16 protein-coding genes are annotated in these 19,116 nt (G+C 58.8%); 9 read left to right on the top strand and 7 right to left on the bottom strand.

Translation table 11 applies throughout. The features are described 5' to 3' along the window. The first annotated feature begins 9 nt into the window (after positions 1 to 9). The gene (gene pntB, locus ABVR31_RS10005) at positions 10 to 1,398 is read left to right on the top strand and encodes a Re/Si-specific NAD(P)(+) transhydrogenase subunit beta (RefSeq protein WP_088515812.1); all 1,389 of its coding nucleotides are present in this window, start codon (positions 10 to 12) and stop codon (positions 1,396 to 1,398) included. Between the two features lie 76 nt (positions 1,399 to 1,474). Here pntB and uspE read toward each other — a convergent pair whose 3' ends face one another. After that, positions 1,475 to 2,431 (bottom strand): universal stress protein UspE, encoded by a 957-nt coding sequence (gene uspE, locus ABVR31_RS10000; protein WP_058769760.1) that lies wholly within the window; start codon positions 2,429 to 2,431, stop codon positions 1,475 to 1,477. Between the two features lie 119 nt (positions 2,432 to 2,550). Then, positions 2,551 to 3,303 carry an FNR family transcription factor gene (locus ABVR31_RS09995; RefSeq protein WP_031279133.1) on the bottom strand — a complete coding sequence of 251 codons (753 nt, stop codon included), beginning with the start codon at positions 3,301 to 3,303 and terminating at the stop codon, positions 2,551 to 2,553. A gap of 297 nt (positions 3,304 to 3,600) precedes the next feature. Between ABVR31_RS09995 and smrA the strand changes: the two genes are divergently transcribed. Further along, positions 3,601 to 4,167, top strand: a complete 567-nt coding sequence (gene smrA, locus ABVR31_RS09990; protein WP_152391026.1) for a DNA endonuclease SmrA — start codon at positions 3,601 to 3,603, stop codon at positions 4,165 to 4,167. Here smrA and ABVR31_RS09985 read toward each other — a convergent pair. Further along, positions 4,164 to 5,084 carry a LysR substrate-binding domain-containing protein gene (locus tag ABVR31_RS09985; RefSeq protein WP_021506104.1) on the bottom strand — a complete coding sequence of 307 codons (921 nt, stop codon included), beginning with the start codon at positions 5,082 to 5,084 and terminating at the stop codon, positions 4,164 to 4,166. The two genes, smrA and ABVR31_RS09985, sit on opposite strands and share 4 nt — an antisense overlap. Before the next feature lie 323 nt (positions 5,085 to 5,407). Here ABVR31_RS09985 and ABVR31_RS09980 point away from each other — a divergent pair, with 323 nt between their 5' ends. Together ABVR31_RS09980 and ABVR31_RS09975 are read left to right on the top strand one after the other, a co-directional pair. Further along, a complete protein-coding gene (locus ABVR31_RS09980; RefSeq protein WP_372772614.1) occupies positions 5,408 to 6,742 on the top strand; it encodes an MFS transporter in 1,335 nt (444 codons plus the stop codon). 88 nt (positions 6,743 to 6,830) lie between these two features. Further along, a complete protein-coding gene (locus ABVR31_RS09975; RefSeq protein WP_372772612.1) occupies positions 6,831 to 8,171 on the top strand; it encodes a VOC family protein in 1,341 nt (446 codons plus the stop codon). A gap of 68 nt (positions 8,172 to 8,239) precedes the next feature. On the opposite strand, the gene ABVR31_RS09970 is transcribed toward ABVR31_RS09975, so the two are convergent. Then, positions 8,240 to 8,674, bottom strand: a complete 435-nt coding sequence (locus ABVR31_RS09970) for a DoxX family protein (RefSeq protein ID WP_058769762.1) — start codon at positions 8,672 to 8,674, stop codon at positions 8,240 to 8,242. Positions 8,675 to 8,865: 191 nt separating this feature from the next. On the opposite strand from ABVR31_RS09970, the gene ABVR31_RS09965 reads away from it, so the two are divergent. Both ABVR31_RS09965 and ABVR31_RS09960 read left to right on the top strand, forming a co-directional pair. Then, a complete protein-coding gene (locus ABVR31_RS09965) occupies positions 8,866 to 10,389 on the top strand; it encodes a carboxylesterase/lipase family protein (RefSeq protein ID WP_325923689.1) in 1,524 nt (507 codons plus the stop codon). A 212-nt stretch (positions 10,390 to 10,601) separates the two neighbouring features. Continuing rightward, complete coding sequence (locus tag ABVR31_RS09960) at positions 10,602 to 12,278, top strand: methyl-accepting chemotaxis protein (protein WP_058758510.1); 1,677 nt, start codon at positions 10,602 to 10,604, stop codon at positions 12,276 to 12,278. Here ABVR31_RS09960 and ABVR31_RS09955 read toward each other — a convergent pair. Then, a complete protein-coding gene (locus ABVR31_RS09955) occupies positions 12,236 to 13,117 on the bottom strand; it encodes a LysR substrate-binding domain-containing protein (protein WP_058758511.1) in 882 nt (293 codons plus the stop codon). The genes ABVR31_RS09960 and ABVR31_RS09955 overlap by 43 nt on opposite strands. A 125-nt stretch (positions 13,118 to 13,242) precedes the next feature. On the opposite strand from ABVR31_RS09955, the gene ABVR31_RS09950 reads away from it, so the two are divergent. Beyond that, a complete protein-coding gene (locus ABVR31_RS09950; RefSeq protein ID WP_058774709.1) occupies positions 13,243 to 14,409 on the top strand; it encodes a methionine aminotransferase in 1,167 nt (388 codons plus the stop codon). 13 nt (positions 14,410 to 14,422) lie between these two features. After that, entirely contained in the window at positions 14,423 to 15,202 is a 780-nt protein-coding gene (locus tag ABVR31_RS09945; protein WP_372772609.1) for a transporter substrate-binding domain-containing protein, read from the top strand. A gap of 63 nt (positions 15,203 to 15,265) precedes the next feature. On the opposite strand, the gene pepT is transcribed toward ABVR31_RS09945, so the two are convergent. After that, entirely contained in the window at positions 15,266 to 16,492 is a 1,227-nt protein-coding gene (gene pepT / locus ABVR31_RS09940) for a peptidase T (RefSeq protein WP_372772607.1), read from the bottom strand. Positions 16,493 to 16,606: 114 nt separating this feature from the next. Here pepT and ABVR31_RS09935 point away from each other — a divergent pair, with 114 nt between their 5' ends. Next, the gene (locus ABVR31_RS09935; RefSeq protein WP_058758514.1) at positions 16,607 to 18,202 is read left to right on the top strand and encodes an ABC transporter substrate-binding protein; all 1,596 of its coding nucleotides are present in this window, start codon (positions 16,607 to 16,609) and stop codon (positions 18,200 to 18,202) included. On the opposite strand, the gene ABVR31_RS09930 is transcribed toward ABVR31_RS09935, so the two are convergent. After that, a complete protein-coding gene (locus tag ABVR31_RS09930) occupies positions 18,192 to 19,103 on the bottom strand; it encodes a LysR family transcriptional regulator (protein ID WP_058774705.1) in 912 nt (303 codons plus the stop codon). The two genes, ABVR31_RS09935 and ABVR31_RS09930, sit on opposite strands and share 11 nt — an antisense overlap. Between the last annotated feature and the right edge of the window lie 13 nt (positions 19,104 to 19,116).

Below are 19,116 nucleotides of genomic sequence, written 5' to 3'. Positions count from 1 at the left end.
GGTAACAACATGTCTGGCGGATTAGTGACTGCAGCATACATTGTTGCCGCAATTCTGTTTATTTTCAGCCTGGCCGGGCTCTCGAAGCATGAGACCTCAAAGCAGGGCAATATTTTTGGTATCAGCGGCATGGCGCTGGCGCTGCTCGCCACCATTTTTGGTCCGCACAGCGGCCACGTGGCGTGGATTCTGCTGGCGATGGTGATCGGCGGTGCGATTGGCGTGCGTCTGGCGAAGAAAGTCGAAATGACCGAAATGCCGGAGCTGGTGGCGATTTTGCACAGCTTTGTCGGTCTGGCGGCGGTGCTGGTCGGGTTCAACAGCTACCTTGACCACGCGCCCGGGCTGTCAGCGGTGATGGAAAATATCCATCTGACCGAAGTGTTCCTCGGCATCTTTATCGGCGCGGTGACCTTCACCGGTTCGGTGGTGGCATTTGGCAAACTGCGCGGCAAGATCTCCTCAAAAGCGCTGATGCTGCCGCATCGCCATAAAATGAATCTGGCGGCGCTGGTGGTCTCATTCCTGCTGATGCTGTGGTTTGTGCGTACCGACAGCACCGCTGCACAGGTCGTTGCGCTGCTGCTGATGACGGTGATTGCGCTGGTGTTCGGCTGGCATCTGGTGGCGTCGATTGGCGGTGCGGATATGCCGGTGGTGGTCTCGATGCTCAACTCCTATTCGGGCTGGGCGGCGGCGGCGGCGGGCTTTATGCTGAGCAACGACCTGCTGATCGTCACCGGTGCGCTGGTGGGCTCCTCCGGTGCCATCCTGTCGTACATTATGTGTAAAGCGATGAACCGTTCCTTTATCAGCGTGATTGCCGGCGGGTTCGGTACTGACGTGAGCGGTGCGGATGCGGGCGAAGAAGCGGGTGAACACCGTGAGATCAGCGCGGAAGAGACGGCAGAACTGCTGAAAAACTCGACCTCGGTGATCATCACGCCGGGCTACGGGATGGCGGTCGCCCAGGCGCAGTATCCGGTGGCAGAGATCACCGAGAAGCTGCGCGCGCGCGGTATTAAGGTGCGTTTCGGTATTCACCCGGTAGCCGGTCGTTTGCCGGGGCACATGAACGTGCTGCTGGCGGAAGCCAAAGTGCCGTACGATGTGGTGCTGGAGATGGATGAGATCAACGATGATTTCAGCGATACCGACACCGTGCTGGTTATCGGTGCCAATGACACCGTCAACCCGGCGGCCCAGGACGATCCGCGCAGCCCGATTGCCGGTATGCCGGTGCTGGAAGTGTGGAAAGCGCAAAACGTCATCGTGTTCAAACGCTCGATGAACACCGGCTATGCCGGGGTGCAGAACCCGCTGTTCTTTAAAGAGAACACCCAGATGCTGTTTGGCGATGCCAAAGCCAGCGTCGAAGGCATTCTGCGCGCGCTGTAGGAAACGAAAAGGGCGGTGATGTCACCGCCCTGACAAGCTCAAACCGGGGCGGCACAGGATGGCCGCCCTGTGTTATTTAATCCTCTTCATCTTCCTCATCGTCGAGGTCAATCGGCGATTTGAAATCATCCGGCTTAATCGCCAGCAAATCACAGCGCAGGTGATCGATCACCTGTTCAGCGGTATTGCCGAGAAACGCAGCTGACAGACCGGTACGACCGATGGTGCCCAGCACCACAATCCCGGCGTCGAGATGCGACGCGATATCCGGGATGACTTCTTCCGGCAGGCCCTTCGCTACGTGGGTAAACTCCTCGCCGATGGAAAATTTCTGGCGCAGTGCTTTCATCGCCACCAGATGCTGGCCGCGAATCGCATCGTTATAGACGCTGGGATCAAAATCCGGCAATTCGATGGCAATGTTAATCGGTGTGACAGGATAGGCGCCCACCAGATGCACTTCGGTGTGATTCACCATTTCAGCCAGCTGCGTGGTCTCGCGGATCAGTTTTTGATTAAGCTCATCATGATGCGGTTCCTCGCTGGCAAGGTTTACCGCCACCACCGCTTTGCCGCCTTCCGGCCACGGCTGGTCTTTGACCATCCATACCGGGCACGGGCACTTACGCAGCAGGTGCCAGTCGGTAGGGGTAAAAATCACCGCTTCCAGACGATCGTGCTGGTGCGCCATCTTCAGGACCAAATCATGCTGATGCGCCAGCACTTCCTGAATGATGGCTTCGTACGGCCGGTTATGCCACACCACTTTGATCTCAATATCCACGCCGGCTTCCAGATAGGCCTGCGCCTGTTCGCGGATCCATTCGGTACGCTGGCTAATCACCCCTTTGCGCATGTTGACGCGCTCGTCGGGTGACAGCAGGGTGGTCATTTCGTAGGAGAAGTCGTAGATAGGCAGGAAGGCTTTGATTTTTCCGCCGATACGTTGATTGAGATACACCGCACGCCGCAGCGCCGGCTGGTCGTCCTGCTGAGCATCAATCGCCACCAGAATATGCTGATACCGGGACATAAGGCACTCTCCTCAAACCAAAGCGAAGTTGGATTAAAGATAGCCTAAGATGGCGCAGGGCAGAAGCGGAAAAGTTGTTGCCGGATCAATAAAATAACATTTATCGACCCGGCAGGCGGTTACGCTGCCTGATCGGTCTGGCCGGCCAGTTCAGCCAGCAGCGCATGGTTTTCGATGGTGATATATTTGCCTTTCACCGCCAGCATGCCGCTTTTCTGGAAACGTCCCAGCAGACGGCTGATGGTTTCGACGGTGAGTCCCAGATAGTTACCGATGTCGCCGCGCGTCATGGTCAGGCGGAATTCACGCTGTGAGAAACCGCGCTGGCCGAAGCGACGCGACAGGTTCCAGATAAACGCCGCCAGACGCTCTTCCGCGTTCTTCTTCGACAGCAGCAGGATCATATCCTGATCGCCTTTGATCTCGCCGCTCATCAGACGCATCATCTGCTGACGCAGCGCCGGCATTTTACCGGACAGATCGTCGAGGGTTTCAAACGGGATTTCACACACCATGGCCGTTTCCAGCGCCTGAGCGAAGCTCGGATGATGCGCGCTGACGATGGCGTCAAAGCCCACCAGATCGCCCGCCAGATGGAAACCGGTGATCTGTTCATCACCCTGTTCGGTAATGGTGTAACTTTTAATGGTGCCGGAGCGGATAGCATAAAGGGATTTCAGTTCATCACCGGCTTTGAACAGCGTCTGGCCTTTCTGAATCGGCTTTTTGCGTTCAATAATATTGTCCAGCTGATCCAGTTCATGTTCGTTCAGCGTGAAGGGAATACACAACTGGCTGATACTGCAATCCTGACAGTGGATGGCACAACCGCCAGACTGAATACGTCGAATGCTGCGTTTTTCCGGGATCATATAGGTACGCTCGATGATTATTGACTGTCGTCAATTTTAACATTTTTCTCTGTCATGTGAACTCATCCGAGCAGTAATAATGATCAAAACCGCACAAATGCTGGGTATTCGCGGCTTTGATGTCTGCAGATTACCAGCCGGTTTTTGATCTGGAACGTTTTCTTTCCATATTTACATCCGGACACAACCTGATCCTGCGCAGAAAGCGACGGATGTGATAGCGGAGAACCTTTGCTACTATTTTGCTTTCGGGTGGCATGTTGCGCCCGATTCACCACCAGGCGTGAGGAAAACACCATGAACCTTGATGATGAAGACCTTTTCCGCGATGCCATGGGTGATGTAACCCCGTTAAAAGATTGCGCCAACACCCAGTGGCTGCGCGCGCCGTCAACCAAAGCACCGCGCCAGCAGCCGCATGACGACGCACCGGACAACTTCCTGACGCGCGGCTTCCTTGAGATTATCCCGCGCGACACGCCGCTGGAATATAAAGCCGATGGCATTCAGCAGGGCGTGCTCGACAAGCTGCGGCTGGGCAAATATACGCTGGACGCCAGTCTTAATCTGTTACGCCAGCCGGTAGAGACCTGCCGGCAATCGCTGTTTAGCTTTATGCTGGAAGCGCGCAAACAGGGCCTGCGCAATCTGCTGATTATTCATGGCAAAGGGCGGGATGATGAAGCGCACGCCAATATTGTCCGCAGCTACGTGGCACGCTGGCTGCGGCAATTTGACGACGTTCAGACCTTCTGCAGCGCGCAACCGCAGCACGGTGGCAGCGGTGCAGTTTATGTCGGGCTGCGCAAAACCGATCGCGCGCGCCTCGACAATCGCGAACGCCACGCCAAACGCAGCCGTTAACTGTGAAATTTGCGGATGGTGGCCATCAGCACTTCCGCGCTTAGCGAGAGAGAGTGGCCGCTGCGGGTAATAATGCCCACCGGCTCGCCGGGGCCGGGCGATGCGATTGGCAGTGCGCTGAGCGCATTGTGACTTAAATCTTCCTTCACCGCGCCGGATGGCACAAACCACACATAGTCATACCGCAGCGCCAGCTGGCGGGCCAGCGAGGTGGACGAGGTTTCGACACAGTTGCCCGGCAGCGAGCAGCCTTGTTCATCCAGCATGTGCTGGGCAATACGCCGCGGCGCGGTGCCTTCAGGCGAAATCACTACCGGCCACTGCATGGCACGGGAAAGTGTGACGTTGTCACTTAAGAGCGGGTGCTCCGGTCGCACCACCAGCTTGAGCGATTCGAGAAACAGCAATTCGTAGGTCAGGCCGGTCATCATTTCGCTGTCCGCCATACGGCCAATGCCAATATCAAACTCCCCGGCGCGCAGGCCAGCCAGCAGCACATTATTGTGCAGCGTGGCCACCTGTACCGTGGTGTTCGGCTGCTGCTCATGGAAGCGATCCAGGATCTGCGGCAGCATCCCCATGGCGGCGGTGGTGAGGGCGCCAAGGCGGATCACGATCGGGCGTCCGGAAACCGGTGAGTTGAAACTTTGTCCGGCGTGGTTAAGCGCATCCAGTACTTTCACCGCGTGGGTCAGGAACTGTTCTCCCAGCGTCGTCAGCTGAGCACCAAGGCGACCGCGCTCAAACAGACGTGCGCCCGCCAGTTCCTCCAGCTCATTGAGCGTTTTAGACAGCGCCGGCTGACTCAGATTCAGGGTTTCCGCCGCGCGGCCCAGGGTGCCCTGTTGCGCGACTGCCACAAAGGTGTGTAAATGGCGCAGACGAATGCGCTGATTAAAGAGATGATTTTTATCCATAAACGCCAGCGTAATGAGTCAGAGCGGTCAGCGGCAAGTGGCTGACTAAGATTCTGTTAACTTACCTGCAAAATTATATTAACAAAAACGGTCGGCGTGAGAAGTTTTAGTAAGTGGCTGTATTGGTTGGCTTTATAAATAACCGGGCGTCCGGGCGCGTTTCTGCATTCAGCGTTATCAGTCGCTTAGCGGGAAAAATGTTGAATAATTCTCAATTTCACTTAAAAATACTGCCCGTTATTGTTAACGATGCGCTATCATAAGCGCCGTTTTTTTTACCAAAACTGATGACCTATTCGTGATAATCCTGCAGGAGTGGTACCGTGACCAGCGCTGAAGCCATTGACGTCCGCCAGCTCATCAATCAGAGCGCGTTAAGCAGCTGGCAGAAGCGTTTAATTGCGCTGTGCTTTGTCGTGGTGGCGCTGGATGGCATGGATATCGCGCTAATGGGCTTTATCGCGCCGACGCTGAAAGCCAGCTGGGGCGTGACCAATCATCAGTTGGGGATGGTGATCAGCGCGGCGCTGATTGGCCTGGCGCTGGGTGCCATGGTGGCTGGACCGCTGGCCGATCGCTACGGCCGCCGCGTGATGATCCTGCTCAGCGTGCTGTTTTTTGGCCTCTGGACGCTGGCGACCGCCATGGCGCAAAACATCGAACAGATGATGCTGTTCCGCTTCCTCACCGGTCTGGGGCTGGGAGCGGCGATGCCCAACGTCGGCACGCTGGTGGCCGAATACGCGCCCGAGCGGCGTCGGTCGTTTATTATCACCGTGGTGTTCTGCGGCTTCACCTTTGGCGCGGCCTCCGGCGGTTTTGCCGCCTCGTGGCTGCTGCCGCGCTATGACTGGCATTCGGTGATGCTGATGGGCGGCGTGCTGCCGCTGCTGGTGCTGCCGTTTCTGCTGCGCGGCCTGCCGGAGTCGGTGCGCTTTCTCATCAGCCAGCGCGCGCCTGCTGCGCGCATTCACGCCATTCTGGCGCGCATGCTGCCGGGCAGCGTCCGGCCTGACAGCCATTTTCAAAGCAGTGAACCGCTGGCCGCGCGCCACGGTGCAGTGGCCACCGTCGTCTCATCCCGCTATCTGTTTGGCAGCCTGATGCTGTGGGGCGGCTACTTCATGGGGCTGTTTCTGGTCTACCTGATTGGCAGCTGGCTGCCATCGCTGATTAACACGCTGGGCATGTCTGTCACCGAAGCGGCCATCGTCACCGCCATGTATCAGGCGGGCGGCACCGTTGGCTCACTGTTTGCCGGCTGGCTGATGGACCGCATCAACGCCAATCTGGCGCTGGCCATCATTTACTTTTGCGGCGGCATCGCCATCGTGGCGCTCGGGTTTTCCCCGGCGCAGGTCGGGTTGATGAGCGCCATCGCCTTCTGCAGCGGCTTCTGTTTTAACGGTGCCAACACCGGCATGAATGCACTCTCGGCCAGTTACTATCCCACCCATGCCCGCGCGACCGGCTCCAGCTGGATGCACGGCGTTGGCCGCATCGGCGCAATCATCAGCGCCTTCGTCGGCGCTGAGCTGCTGTCCCTCGGCTGGTCGTTTAGCCAGATCTTTCTGCTGCTGGCGTTGCCGGCGGCGCTGACCACGCTGATGCTGATACTGAAATGCCGCTTTGGTGACCAGCCGCGCGCCACCGAGTGACAGGGCGATCACAGTTCCGCGAAAATGTTACCCGCCGCTAAAGGGTTGATCTACAGTAGCAGCAACCCTTTAGCCCAAGGTGATGACCATGGATAACTTTCTCACCCGCGATGCCATCCGCACGCTGTTCTCTCAGGCCATGTCGGCCATGTACCAGCAGGAGGTGCCGCAGTATGGCACCCTGACGCAGCTGGTTACCGCCGTTAACGAACGCACTTTAGAAGCGCAGCCGGCGCTGAAAAACCGTCTGGCCGCTGCCGATGAGCTGAGCCGGCTCGGCGTGGAGCGTCACGGTGCCATTCGCGTCGGCACTGCCGCAGAGCTCAGCACGCTGCGGCAGATGTTTGCCGTGATGGGGATGGAGCCGGTGGGCTATTACGATCTGTCACAGGCGGGCGTGCCGGTGCACTCTACTGCCTTTCGCCCGGTCAGCGACAGCGCGCTGCGGCGCAATCCCTTCCGCGTTTTCACCTCGCTGCTGCGGCTGGAGCTGATCGACGATGCCGCACTGCGCGACAAAGCCGCGGCTATTCTGGCGGCGCGCGACATCTTCACGCCTGGCTGCCGGGCACTGATCGCGCAGCATCAGCAGCAGGGCGGTCTCAATGCTGCGGATGCCGCCCGCTTTGTTCAGGAGGCGCTGGAAACCTTTCGCTGGCATGCGCACACCACGGTGGACAGCGCCACCTACCGCGCGTTGAGCCAGCAGCATCGCCTGATTGCCGACGTAGTCTGCTTCCGCGGCTGCCACATCAATCACCTGACGCCACGTACGCTGGATATCGATCGCGTACAGGCGCTGATGCCTTCGCGCGGCATCGAACCGAAAATCCTGATTGAAGGGCCGCCGCCGCGCGCGGTGCCGATTCTGCTGCGCCAGACCAGCTTCAAAGCGCTGGAAGAGGCGGTGCATTTTAATGATGGCACGCCTGGCACCCATACCGCGCGCTTTGGTGAAATTGAGCAGCGCGGCGCGGCGCTTACGCCTAAAGGCCGCGCGCTGTACGACCGGCTGCTGGCGCAGGCCGGTACCGGCAGCGATAACCAGCAGCATCAGCTGCACCTCAGCGCGGTGTTTCGTGATTTTCCTGATGATGAACAGACGCTGCGCGAGCAGGAACTGGCGTGGTTCCGCTACCGTCTGACGCCGCAGGGCGAGCATCAGCCGCCGCGCGCCGGGGAAACCGTGGCGCAGCTGCTGGCCGCCGGACGTTTACAGGCGGAACCGATTGTCTACGAAGATTTTCTGCCGGTGAGCGCGGCCGGCATCTTCCAGTCTAATCTGGGCAACCAGACTCAGGCCCGCAGCGCCGGGAATGCCAGCCGTGCCGATTTTGAAGCCGCGCTCGGTGCCGCCGTGCAGGATGAGATGGTGCTGTATCAGCAGACGCAACAGCGCAGTCTGGCCCGCTGCGGCGTGCAGGAATAGGGCGTAAAAAAGCGGCCTGAAAAGTGACAGGATCACTTTTACAGGCCGGCTGTTTTTCTTTCTAATGATTATTGCAGGCGTGCGTCGCGCACCAGCGTATATTTTCCGGCACCCAGGAACAGGATGGCCAGCGCGCCCAGCAGGTAAAGCGCTTCCGTTTCCAGCGACCAGGCGCCGACATCGGTGCGATGCCAGAGTGCGCCCATTTTCACCAGCAGCGTTGCGACTACCATGTTAACGGCAATGATAAAGGCCGCCGGACGCGTCAGCAGGCCAACGATGACCATGATGGGTGCCACAATTTCCCCGATGTAAGCACCGTAAGCGATGAAACCTGGCATGCCTTTGACGCTGAGCAGATGGGCGATCCAGCCGACGCCATGAATCGCCTTAAACTCGCCATGAAACAGCAACAGCCCGCCGAAGGTTAAGCGTAACAGCAATTTACCGAAATCCGGGTGATCGCTCATCCGGGTGAACAGCTGATTGATGCCAGCAAACATCGCGTCTCTCCGTCACGCCAGGTTAACTTGCAACCATAAAACAGAATGCGCCGCTGCAGTTAACCAAAAAATTTGATGAAATTGTTCAATGAATCGGTCGCTTATTCGGCTTAATCTGCAAATGCTTGCAGAACATAGACATTCCACTGAGGCCTGCAAATAATGGAATCAGGCTTTACCAGGAACCCGCAATGAAAAATGAACGACGTCTGAGGATCATGACGGCAGAAGGTGAACTCAGAGGCCTGATGGATGATGAACTGTTTACCTTTAAAGGAATACCTTATGCAGCGCCGCCGGTTGGCGCACTGCGCTGGCGTCCGCCGCAGCCGGTGGTACCGTGGCAAACGCTGCGCGATGCCACCGCGTGGGGCGATGCCAGCTGGCAAAATCGTGACTACTGCGTGGCGGCCGGCGGCGGCGATCCGGGCCGCTTCAGCGAAGATTGCCTCTATCTGAATGTCTGGACGCCGGATGTCGAACCCGCTACGCCGTTACCGGTGATGGTATGGCTGCACGGCGGTGGCTTCAGCATCGGCGCCGGCAGCCTTGATCCCTATCGCGGCAAAGCGCTGGCAGCGCAGGGCGTGGTGGTGGTGACACTCAATTACCGCCTTGGCCATTTCGGCTTTTTCGCGCATCCGGCGCTCGACGCCCAGTATCCGCCGGGCAAGGTGGTCAATAATTTTGCGCTGCTGGATCAGATTGCCGCGCTGCAGTGGATTCAGCGCAACATTCCGGCGTTTGGCGGCGATCGCCATAACGTCACGCTGTTTGGCGAATCGTCCGGCGCGCGCAGCGTACTGTCGCTGTGTTGCTCGCCGCTGGCCGAAGGACTGTTTCATAAGGGCATCGTGCAAAGTGCCTACAGCCTGCCGGACGTGCCGCATAAGCAGGCGCAGCAAACCGGCCTGCAGGTGGCAGCGCATTTCAATCTGGCCGCGGACGCCAGTGCGGAGCAGCTGCGCGCACTGCCGGCCGACAGTTTCTGGCCGCTGGAGCGACCGCTGGCGCTGGGGCCGGTGGCCATCAGCGGCGATGCGGTGCTACCCAGACCGATGCTCGACACCTTTATGGCGGGTAAACAGCATCGCGTGCCATTGATGATTGGCAGCAACAGCGATGAAGCCAGCGTGCTGGACTACTTCGGCGTGGATGCCCGCAGCGTGTTACAACAACTGCGCAGCAAAAGTCGCCTGAGTTATCGCCTGCTGAAGTGGCTGTACGATATCCATGATGACAGCCTGCTGGGGCGCGCGGTGGCGCGCGACATGGCGTTTACCGTCATGCCGCTGCTGGTGGCACAGTCGCAGCACAGCATCGGCATGCCTGCATGGCGTTACTGGTTTGATTATGTGTCAGAAAACGCGCGTCATCTCTACCCGCACGGCACCTGGCACGGCAACGAAATTCCTTATGTCTTCAATACGCTCGCGACGCTGCCGCCGCCGGGTGACTGGCATTACAGCGCCAGCGATATCGCCTTTGCCGGTCGCGTCAGCGCCTGGTGGGTGGCCTTTGCGCGGGATGCCAGTGAGTTCAGCCATCGGCTGCGGCTCGACGGGGAACCCGACTGGCCGGTGTGGCGGCCGGGTGAAGATTTGACTTTCGCCTTTGGCCACGACGGTAAAGCGGAATCGGTGCTGAAGGCGCGATTTATGCGCGGCCGTCTGCGTCTGTTTCGCCTGATGATGCGCAGCCACGTTAAACTTTAATAAGCCTGCTAATCATGTAAAAACATCAATGTTTTTTTAAGGCAAATTAGCCGCTATCTGCCTGATTTTACGACCGCTCAGCCGCCCCGCGCGGCACCCCACCCTGCAATTAATTAGCTTACAAAACATTTATCTTTTCCCGGTTCGCTGCCGATAAATACCCTAAGCCCTGTTTTATCCGGGCTGCCAGCGTTCACACCAGGGGATTATGTATGGGTATGTTAAAAAACTTCACGATTCGCGCCGTTATGCTGACCATTCTCGGGCTTTTCTGCCTGTTATGGTGTGGCGTAGGGCTGTTCAGCGTCCACTCGCTGAATGCGCTCGGCGAGGGTAACGAGATTGATCGTCAGCTGGTAAACCAGATGACGGCGCTCAGCAAAGGCAACGATCAATATTTCCGCGTGGTCACGCGTCTGTCGCGGGTAATGGAAGGCCGCACCGCCGGTAACGCGCCGACCGCAGAAGCGTTCGCGCCGGTGCAGCAGGCACTGGATAACATGAAACAGCAGTTAAGCCAGTTCAAAGCCATGGCGCCGGGTCCGATGGACAGCGAGACGGTGAACAATGTGATCAGCAGCTGGCAGAAACTGCTGGATGAGGGGATCGCACCACAGGTGGCGCTGGCGCAGCAGGCTTCACTGGATGCATGGCGCGCGCAGGCCAACAATGTCACGCCGCCGCTGAGCCGGGCGTTTGGTGCCAGCGCAGAAGCGTTTAATCAGGCCGCCAGCAGCAAGCTGGATGAGACCCGCGTGACCGTGGATACGCTTACCAGCATGACCAAAGTGATTATTGTGTCGGCGGTGGTGTTCGGCTTATTGATTCTGCTGTTCACTGACCGTTACCTGGTGACGATGCTGGTGAAACCGCTGGATCGCATCCGTAACCATTTCACGGTGATTGCGCAGGGCGATCTCAGCCAGCCGGTGGAAGAATTTGGCCGCAACTGCGTCGGCAAACTGGTGCCACTGCTGCGGGCGATGCAGGACAGCCTGCGTGAAGCAGTCAGCGCCATCCGCAGCGGCACGGAGAACATCTATCGCGGCGCGGCAGAAATTTCAGCCGGCAATAACGATCTTTCATCGCGCACCGAAGAGCAGGCGGCCGCGCTGGAACAGACCGCGGCCAGCATGGAGCAACTGACCGCCACGGTGAAATTCAACGCCGACAACGCACGTCAGGCCAGCGCGCTGGCGGAGACCGCCACCGGCACCGCGCAGCAGGGCGGCCGTCTGGTTGGCGAAGTGGTGACCACCATGCAGGGCATTTCCGGCAGTTCGAAAAAGATTGCCGAAATCACCAGCGTGATCAACGGCATCGCCTTCCAGACCAACATCCTGGCGCTCAACGCGGCAGTCGAAGCGGCGCGTGCCGGTGAGCAGGGGCGCGGCTTTGCCGTGGTGGCCAGCGAAGTGCGCAACCTGGCGCAACGCAGCGCCGGCGCCGCAAAAGAGATCGCCACGCTGATTGAAGATTCAGTATCACGCGTTGAAAAGGGCTCGGAGCTGGTCAGCAGCGCCGGCAGCACCATGCATGACATTCTGAAGTCGGTGCAGGATGTGAACGAGATCATGAAGCACATCGCTGCCGCGTCGGAAGAGCAGAGCAAAGGGATTTCGCAGGTCGGCACCGCCGTCACTGAAATGGACAGCGTCACCCAGCAGAACGCGTCGCTGGTGGAGCAGGTGTCGGCGGCGGCCAGCGCGCTGGAGCGTCAGACCGAAGAGCTGCAGGCGTCGGTGGCGAAGTTCCGTCTGTCCGACAGCGCGCCGCGCGCGCAGGCTGTGGCATCCACTGCCGCGCCTGCGCTGCGCCGGCCGGTATTATCTGCCGCCGCAGGCGCTCAGGGTAAACCCGCCAGCAGTGAAGAGTGGGTTTCATTCTGAGGCTGACACAACCACGCCACCAGCTGCGGCAAAAACGGTGGCGCATCTTTTTCCGCCCGCTGTAACAGGCTGTAGCTCGCCCCGGTTGCCACACTCGCGGCAAACGGGGCGATTAACCGCCCGTTCGCCAAATCATTCTCCACCAGCGTAATATCCGCCACCGTCACGCCAAATCCCTGAATCGCCGCGCTGATCGCCAAATCCATGGTGGCGAAGTGCTGATTGCGCGCCATCGGCAGCTGCTCCGCCTGGCCGGACAGCCACAGCTGCCAGTCGCGCGTATCGCCGGTCGGGTGCAGGAAGGTAAATCTGGCCAGTTCACTGACATGGCGCGGCGCCGGCACGCTGCTGGCCAGCACCGGCGTCAGGCGCTCGGCAAACAGCGGAATGGCACCGGCAGGCGGCGTGCCGAATACAATCGCCGCATCAAAGTTTTCCAGCTGCGACGCGTGATCGAGCGTGGTGGTCAGCGCCACGTGAATGTCTGGCCGCTGCTGCTCCAGCGCCACCAGACGCGGCACCAGCCAGCGCATGGCGCAGGTCGGGGCTTTCAGCCGAATCGAGGCATTGCTGCGGCTGGCTTTCTCTGTGGCATTGATCAGCAGATTGAATCCCTGTTGCAGCTCCGGCAGCAGCGCCGCGCCCTGATCGGTGAGATGCAGACCGCGCGCGTGGCGTTCAAACAGGGCAAATCCCAGCCAGCTCTCCAGCGCCGCAATTTTGCGGCTCACCGCGCCCTGAGTGATGCACAGTTCGCTGGCGGCGCGCGTCAGGTTGAGATGACGGGCAGTGACCAGAAAGGCATGAATGGCGTTGAGCGGCAGAGCAGAGCGGGACATAACGGCCTCAAGCTATGATTTTTTATCATGGCTATTATGACAACAATTCGCTTGTCGACTCAAGCGTCGCGCCGTTGAATAGAAATCTACTTCCGATACGTGGTTATGCAACCTGTGGAGCAATGATGACCCTGAACAGCAGCGTGAAGCTCTCCTCCAAACAGCCGGACGTCGGCACCACCATTTTTAGCGTGATCGGCCAGCTGTCCGCACAGCACCAGGCCGTTAATCTGTCCCAGGGCGCGCCCAATTTCCCGTGTGACCCGCAGCTGGTTGAGCTGGTCAGCCAGGCGATGCGCGACGGCCATAATCAGTACGCCGCGATGACCGGTTTACCGGCGCTGCGTGAAGCGCTGGCGGAGAAAGTGCACCGCCTGTATGGCCAGCCGTACGATGCCGCCAGCGAAGTCCTGATCACCGGCAGTGCCAGTCAGGGCATCTACATGGCGATTTCGGCGCTGGTGCATCCGGGTGATGAAGTGATCTTTTTTGAGCCAGCCTTTGACAGCTACGCGCCGGTGGTGCGGTTACAGGGCGCGACGCCGATCGGCCTCAAGCTGCAGGTGCCCGATTTTGCGATTGACTGGGACGAACTGCGTGCCGCGATCACGCCGCGTACGCGCATGATTATCATCAATACGCCACATAACCCGAGCGGACAGGTACTGAATGCCGCCGATCTCGACCAGCTGGCGGCCCTGACGCGTAACACTGACATCGTGGTGTTGTCTGATGAAGTCTACGAACACATCGTGTTTGACGGCCAGACGCACTGCGGCATGGCCACGCATGCGGAACTGGCACAGCGCAGCGTGGTGGTGTCCTCTTTCGGCAAAACCTTCCACGTCACCGGCTGGCGCGTCGGCTATGCGCTGGCGCCTGCTGCGCTGATGGCGGAGATCGTCAAGGTGCATCAGTTCATGATGTACGCCGCCGATACGCCCATGCAGGTTGGCTTCGCGCAGTATCTGCAGAACCCGCAAAACTATCTGCAGCTGTCGTCGTTTTATCAGGCGAAGCGCGACCGGCTGCAGACGCTGCTGCAGGATTCACCGTTCAGGCTGTTACCGAGCGCCGGTTCGTTCTTTATGTTGGCCAGCTACGGACATTTCAGTGACGAAAGCGACAGTGAAATGGTAAAACGTCTCATCGTCGATCACGGTGTGGCCACCATTCCGTTGTCGGCGTTTTATATGGATGGCACTGACAATAAATTAATCCGCCTTTCTTTTGCTAAAGACGACGCAACGCTCGAAGCCGGCGCGCAGGCGCTGTGCCGGGTTAAAGGGTAATTAGGGGAAAATAATGAAAAAACTGAACGCACTGTTTATCGCACTGGGCATGATCACCTCCGTGCAGGCGCTGGCGCAGGAGAGCCTGCGCTACGGTCTGGAGTCGCAATATCCGCCGTTTGAAAGCCGCAACGCGCAGGGCGAGCTGGAGGGTTTTGACATCGAACTGGGCAAAGCTATCTGCCAGGTCGGCCATTTTGACTGCAAATGGGTTGAGAGCAGCTTTGATGCGCTGATCCCGGCGCTGCAGGCGAAAAAATTTGATGCGATTAACTCGGCGATGAACATCACCGAGGCGCGGGCGAAAAGTATCGACTTCACCAACCCGATCTACCGCATTCCTACCATGCTGATCGTGAAGCAGGGCGAGAAACTCGAGCCGACGGCGGCGTCACTGAAAGGTAAAAATATTGGCGTGCTGCAGGGCTCAATCCAGGAAACCTACGCTAAAAAGCACTGGGAATCCCAGGGCGTGACGGTGACGTCGTATCAGGATCAGAACCAGGTGTATAACGATATGGTCGCTGGCCGTCTTGACGGTACGCTGGTGATGTCCGCCGCCGGTCAGTCTGGTTTCCTCGATAAGCCGCAGGGCAAAGGTTTCGCCTTTGCCGGTAAGCCGGTGGAAGACGACACCATTCTCGGTTCCGGCATTGGTTTCGGTCTGCGCAAAGGCGATAGCAAGCTGAAAGGTGAACTGGATGCGGCCATCGCCAAAGTCCATGCCGACGGCACCGTCACTAAACTGGCGGCGAAATTCTTCCCGGGCATTGACGTCAGCGTCAGCAAATAAGCGGGTGTCAGCCTGACCGGCAGTCGCCGGTCAGGCAGTTTCAACGTTTCTCTGCAACCGCGCTTATCGGGCTGCCAGATAACAGAGTGCTTCCGCCACCTGATACGACTTCACAAATGACGGGATCGGCAGGAATTCAAAGCGCGAATGGAAATTGTGCGCGCCGGTGAAGAAATTCGGCGTCAGTAACCCTTTGGCCGACAGCGCAGACCCATCGGTGCCGCCGCGCATCGGAATCACTTTAGGTTCCACGCCCACCTGCTGCAGCGCAGCAAAAATCAGATCGATTGCCCGCCGGTCCTCACCAATCGCGTTACTGATGTTGCTATAGATATCATTGATCTTCAGCGCGACGTGACCAGTGGGATAGTGCGCGGCGATCTGATCGGCGACTTCCACCAGCTGCTGCTTCTTCGCATCAAAACCTTTTAAATCGAAATCGCGAATCGACGCTTTCAATACCGCCTGGCTGGCATTGGCCTGCATATCATTGAACCAGATATAGCCTTCGCGCCCGGCGGTATGCTCAGGCGTGGCAAGCCGGTCGAAGCGGGCGATGAAGTCGTGCGCCATCAGCAGCGGATTCACCAGCACGCCTTTGCCCGACATGGGATGCGCCGGCACGCCGGTGAAGGTAATTTCAGCGGAGGCGCCGTTGAAGCACTCATACACCACTTCGCCCAGCTCGCAGCAGTCGATGGTCCAGGCGAAATCGACGTTAAAGCGCGTCTCCAGGTCCAGCGCCTTGGCGCCGCGCAGGCCGATCTCTTCGTCCGGCACAAACGCCACCACCACATCACCGTGATCGCCACGCAGGTTTTCTACCAGCGTCATCACCACGCTGACTGCCGCTTTGTTGTCGGCCCCCAGCACGCTGGTGCCGTCGCTGAACACAATCTCCTGACCGACATACGGCAGGATTTCCGGATGCTCCGCCACCCGCAACCAGATGTCCTGCTGCGCATTCAGACACAGATCCGCGCCCTCAAAGCGCAGGGTTTGCGGATGGATATCCGGCGATAGCCCGACATCGACGGTATCAATATGGGTGATAAAGCCCACGCGCGGCGCGCCAGGCCGGTTGCCTGGTTTCACGGCGGTCACCGTGGCATGCTGATCAATCACCACATCCTGCAGACCGAGATCGCGCAGCTCCTGCGCCAGCAGTTCCGCCATGGCGTGTTGCGACGGCGTACTGGGCAGCGTGCTGGATTTGGCATCGCTCTGGCTGGAGACCGCCAGATAACGGTAAAAACGCTGGGTCAGCTGACGGGCAAGTTGGTCTGTCATCACAATTCCTTATTAGCTTTGCGCCACTGGAGATACGCCAGACGGCTAAATCATGTTATTTATGAAATAAATACCGATGCTGGCTCATGGAAGTCAATAAAAAGCGAGAAGACGATGAAAAAGATGATAGGAAAACTGGCGCTTAGCGCACTGGGGTTAGCGGTTGCAGGCGGCGTCTCGGCGAAGACGCTGGTTTACTGTTCTGAAGGCTCGCCGGAGAACTTCAACCCGCAGCTCTATACCTCCGGTACCAGCGTGGACGCCAGCGCCGTGCCGATTTTTAACCGCCTGGTGGATTTCAAACCGGGCACCACCGAGCTGGTGCCCAGCCTGGCGGAGCGCTGGGAGATCAGCCCGGACGGCAAGGTGTATACCTTCCATCTGCGCAAAGGGGTTAAGTTCCAGAGCAATAAACTTTTTACGCCGTCGCGCGATCTCAACGCCGACGACGTGATCTTCTCGTTTATGCGCCAGCTGGATACGAAAAACCCGTATCACACCGTTTCGGGCGGTAACTATGCCAACTTTGAAAGCCTCGAGCTGGCAAAACTGATCACCCGTATCGATAAGGTGGATGATCTGACAGTGCGGATTACGCTGGCCCATGCCGAAGCGCCGTTTCTCGCCGATCTGGCGTGGTATTTCGCCTCGATTCACTCGGCGGAATATGCCGACCAGATGCTGAAAGCCGGTACGCCAGAAAAAGTGGACATGCAGCCGATTGGCACCGGACCGTTTGAGCTGGTGCAGTATCAAAAAGATTCCCGCATTCTCTACAAAGCCTTCCCGCAGTACTGGCAGGGCAAGGCCAAAATCGATCGTCTGGTGTTTTCCATCACCCCGGACGCCTCGGTGCGCTATGCCAAACTGGAGAAAAACGAGTGCCAGGTAATGCCGTTCCCTAATCCGGCCGATCTCGACAACATGCGCCACAACCCGAACATCACGCTGGAACAGAAATCTGGCCTCAACACCGGTTTCCTGTCGTTCAACACCACCAAAGCCCCGCTGGACAACGTGAAAGTGCGCCAGGCGCTGGCGATGGCCATCAATAAGCAGGCGATCATTGATGCCATCTTCAAAGGTACCGGCACGGTGGCGAAAAATATTCTGCCGCCGGATGTGTGGAGTGCTGATAAAGATCTGCAGGATTACGCCTACGATCCGCAACAGGCCAAAGCGCTGCTGCAGCAGGCCGGCATTCAGCCGGGCACCGAAATTTCGCTGTGGGCGATGCCGGTCCAGCGGCCGTATAACCCCAACGCCCGCCGCATGGCTGAGATGATTCAGGCCGACTGGGCAAAAGTGGGCATCAAAGCCAACATCGTCAGCTATGAGTGGGGCGAATACCTGAAGCGCGTCAAGGGCGGCGAGCATCAGGCGGCGCTGATGGGCTGGACCACCGCCACCGGCGATCCGGATAACTTCTTCGGGCCATTGTACAGCTGCACCTCGGCGAACGGCGGCTCCAACTCGTCCAAATGGTGCTATGCGCCGTTTGAGAAAATCATCACCGAGGCGCGCGCCGAACAAAATCACGACAAGCGCGTGGCGCTGTACCGCGAGGCGCAGCAGATGATGCATGACCAGATGCCGGCGGTCATGATTGCGCACTCAACGATTTTCGAGCCGGTGCGTAAATCGGTCAGCGGCTACCAGGTGGATCCGTTCGGCAAGCACATCTTCTATCCGGTGGATATCACGCCTTAATCGCAGCGGACAGCGCGCTGAGCTGCTGTTGCAGAAAGGTCAGAAACAGAGTCAGGGCGGCGCTGCGGGGTCGCCCTGACTGCGTCTGCAGCTGCAGCGTACGCTGGCTTAGCTGATCGATATTGACCGCGCGCATCACCAGACCCTGCTGCTGCGCTTCCTCCAGGGTAAAACTGCTGCAAATGGTCACCGCCAGCGGCGTGCGCAGTAAAAAATGGAACAGGGTGGAGAAATTGTCGCAGGTCAGCACCGGTTCAATCAGGTGGCCACTCATGTGGCTGGCCAGCTCAAACAGCTGGCGTACCGTGGTGTTTTGCTGCGGTAGTGCCAGCGGATAGTGGCTGAGATCGGCCAGCGCCACCTGCGGCACGCCCGCCAGCGGATGGCTGTCATGCATCACCAGCAGCACCGGCGCCGGCCATGAGCCCACCACCTCAACCGCACGTTCCGCGTGCAGGCTGAATTGCAATGCCACATCGCACTCGCCGCTGCGCAGCAGTTCAGCCACGCCCTGAGCGCTTGCCACCCGGACGTCAAACAGCACGCCGGGATGATCGCGGCGAAAGGCGGCAATCAGCCGGGGCAGCAGGGTAAACGCCAGCCCGTCGGTACAGGCGACACGAATCAGCGTGCGCCGCACCGCCTTCAGCCCTTTGATCTCCGCCAGCGCATACTCCATATCCAGCAGATTTTTACGCACGTGATGGGCAAAAATCTCGCCGGCCTCGGTCAGCACCATCCCGCGCGCATGACGGGCAAACAGCGTCACGCCCAGCTGCTGCTCCAGCCGCTGAATTTGACGGCTGATGGCAGAGACCGCCACAAACAGCTGGGCGCTGGCCGCGCTGAGCGAACCGCAATCGGCTACCGCGAGAAAATAACGCATTTCCGTGCTTAACATGCCATGGCCTCCG

It is taken from the genome of Pantoea sp. WEP (assembly GCF_041678305.1).
Taxonomy (GTDB): domain Bacteria; phylum Pseudomonadota; class Gammaproteobacteria; order Enterobacterales; family Enterobacteriaceae; genus Pantoea; species Pantoea dispersa.
Note: the sequence above shows the minus strand (reverse complement) of the source record. Positions and strands in the feature narration are given on the sequence as shown.